Below are 2,533 nucleotides of genomic sequence, written 5' to 3'. Positions count from 1 at the left end.
CCCGACCAAGCCTACGACCCCGCTTCGACGGGCCTCTTGACACAGAGGGGAGCCATGAGCTATAGACGCCCCCTGCGGTGAATGCCTCGTGGCTTCGAATCGACTGGTGTTGCGAGGGTGGGTCACGCTAGCGTCGCCGCGGTGGTGTCGACTGCAGCACGTGCTGCCTTGGATGAGCTCTTGTCCCGGGACGATCCATCGATCCTCGGGTTGGTGCTGAGCGGGTCGGCGGCCCGGGGGATGGAGACCGAGCGCTCCGACGTCGACGTCTTCGTCGTGCGGGCAGACGAGGCGGGGCGCGAGACGATGCGCAGTACCTTCATCGACGAGATCCCCGACAGCCTGGTCGAACTCGAAGATGTCCCGCCCTACGGGAGTGCCGGCTGGTGGGGTCGCTGGGCCTATGCCTACGCGCAGGTGCTCCGCGACGACACCGGCGGTCGGATCACCAGCGCTGTTCACCGACTTCCGAGGCTCGACGCCGCGGAGCAGCGCAACATCCTGATTGATCACGACCGGCTCGACGGGTGGGTCAACTTCGCCTACCGCTGTCTCAGAGCGACCGCGATGGCCGCCAGCTTGAGTCGCGGCTCGATGCGGCCGAGTCGGTGCCGTGGCTGCTGGACGTGGTGTTCACGCTGGCCGGGCGGGTCCGGCCGTACAACAAGTACCTCCCGTGGGAGCTGCGTGAGCACCCGCTGGACGTGCCTGAATGGTCGGCTGGTGTGTTTCTGCCGGAGCTCGAACGCTTGCTGGCCGGTGACGCCGGCGCGGGCCGCCGCACGTTCGCGGTTGTTGATCGCGAGGTGCGGGCCTGGGACGCCGCTCACGACACGACAGTCTGCGGCGACACTATTGACTCGTGGGGCGAGGACCTTGACCTTTTCTCACCGGAGTAGCCGGGCAGAAGTGCGTGTTCCAGGGGATAACCCCCATTGAGCCCGCACTGAGTGCCCGCCGCAATTTTGGCGGTGGGTGCCCGGATCTAGCCCCCCCTTGGCCCTCCCCGCCAACGCGCTCTCCGCGGCAGAAGCGGAAGTCGGGAGACCGGAACGTTGATGAATCGTCATGCAGGTACGCCCGCGCCGAAGGAGCCGCGATGATCGCCGCCCCGACTCGCTCGCTGCTCTTTCAGCAACTCAGTTTCATTGGCCGACGGCAAGGGCCGCATGTCCCTGGCCATGGAAAAGTTCCCGGTGGTGGCCGGGTGAGGTCCCCGCTGGTGGCCAAGTAGAAGTCCCCACTTGCTCGTCGTGTCGAGCCGGAGCGTGAAGCCTGAGCGGTGACGGTGGCGGTGTCTAGCCAGTCACTGCCACCGCTCAGGGAGCTCCATTGAAGAGCATGAGGGATGAGATGAACATTGTTGCCGCCTACGAGTTGGTGGGTACCTACCGTGGCGCCGCCGATATTTGTGGCACCACGCACAAGACGGTCAAGCGTGTGATCGAGCGCGTTGATGCAGGGCAGGGACGGCCGGGGCGGGCGCCGCGGCCGGCGAACTATGAGGGTGTGCGTGATCTTGTCGGTCAGGCCGTGGAGGTGGGCCGGGGCCGGGTCAGCGCGATGCGGCTGCTGCCGCGGGCGCGGGCCGCGGGTTATGCCGGCTCGGACCGGAACTTCCGGCGGCTGGTCGCGCAGGAGAAGAACCGCTTCCGCGGGGAGCGGGGCCGGGGCCGTCGTCCGGCGGTGTGGTCCCCGGGTGAGCATCTGGTGATCGACTGGGGCGTCGTGGCGGGGGTGCATGTCTTCTGCGCGGTGCTGGCCTGGTCACGGGTGCGGTTCGTGCGGTTCGCTGCGGATGAGAAGGCTGCGACGACGTTCGCGATGCTCGCGGAGTGTTTCGAGCAGCTGGGCGGCGTGCCGGGGGTCGTGCTCGCGGACCGGATGGGCTGACTGAAGGGTGGGGTGGTCGCCAACCGGGTGGTCCCGACCCCGGAGTACGTGCGGTTCGCGACGCATTACCGGTTCCGGCCGGACTTCTGCGAGGCGCTCGACCCGCAGTCCAAGGGCATCGTGGAGCGGCTGGTCGGGTACAGCAAGGATGACCTGCTGCGCCCGTTGCTGCTCGAGTTCGCGTTGGGTGAGGGAGGCGGTGGTGACCAAGACCGTTCAACAGCAATGGTCCTGGCTGACCTGCCGGTGGCGAACGAGCGCGCGGCGGTATGGTGCGGGCAGGTCAACGCTAAGGTCCACGCCGAGACACTCGTGGTCCCGAGCGTCCGGCTTGAGCAGGAGCGGGAGCTGCTGGGCGTGTTGCCGTCGCTGCGCCCGAGCATCGGCCCGGCCCCGGTGACGCGCAAGGTTGACAAGCTGTCCACGATCCGCCTCGGCTCGGCTCGCTACTCCGTCCCGAACCGGTTGACCGGGGCCCGGGTCGCGGTCGTGGCCCAGGGCCCGCGGGTGCTGATCACCGACCCCGCCACCGGGCAGGTCCACGCGCAGCACCCGCTGAAGGCGCCCGGGGAGGCCTCCATCCTCGACGAGCACTACGGCGGTCCCAGGCCCACCGCCCCCGGCCCCGGGGGCGGCCCCC

General features: G+C 68.6%; 1 protein-coding gene and 2 pseudogenes. All 3 read left to right on the top strand.

Annotated elements, in window-relative coordinates:
- Positions 1-81 precede the first annotated feature (81 nt).
- Positions 82-342: pseudogene (locus L0H79_RS22375) on the top strand (nucleotidyltransferase domain-containing protein); the annotation flags it as partial.
- A 266-nt stretch (positions 343-608) separates the two neighbouring features.
- A complete protein-coding gene (locus L0H79_RS21895; protein WP_301486878.1) occupies positions 609-899 on the top strand; it encodes a hypothetical protein in 291 nt (96 codons plus the stop codon).
- Positions 900-1,332: 433 nt separating this feature from the next.
- Positions 1,333-2,533 (top strand): annotated as a pseudogene (gene istA, locus L0H79_RS21890) (IS21 family transposase); the annotation flags it as partial.

Source organism: Intrasporangium sp. (assembly GCF_030452765.1).
In the GTDB taxonomy this organism is placed as follows: domain Bacteria; phylum Actinomycetota; class Actinomycetes; order Actinomycetales; family Dermatophilaceae; genus Intrasporangium_A.
This window is presented reverse-complemented; position numbering and strand designations above follow the sequence as displayed.